This is a genomic window from Paraburkholderia sp. SIMBA_053 (assembly GCF_046534895.1).
Classification (GTDB): domain Bacteria; phylum Pseudomonadota; class Gammaproteobacteria; order Burkholderiales; family Burkholderiaceae; genus Paraburkholderia; species Paraburkholderia caledonica.
Genome location: NZ_JAWRXU010001813.1, coordinates 1 through 233, shown reverse-complemented (window position 1 = coordinate 233; position 233 = coordinate 1). Strand labels below are relative to the sequence as shown.

The 233-nt window shown below is 69.1% G+C and carries 1 pseudogene; it reads left to right on the top strand.

The annotated features are described in order from the left end of the window. A pseudogene (locus SB753_RS41770) lies at positions 1 to 233 on the top strand (acetate kinase); the annotation flags it as partial.

Here is a 233-nt window from a genome sequence, read left to right as displayed (position 1 = left end):
ACGGCGGTGGGACATCGCGTGGTGCATGGCGGGCCGCATCTGCGCACGCATCAGCGGCTCACGCCCGAGGTGCGCCGCCGTTTGCAGGATGCCGTGCATTTTGCGCCGCTGCATATTCCGCCGGCGCTTGCGTTGATCGACGAGGCGCAGACCATCTTCGGTGACGCCGGGCACTTTGCCTGCTTCGACACCGCGTTTCATGCGACGCTGCCGCCGCGCGCGGCGCAGCTCGC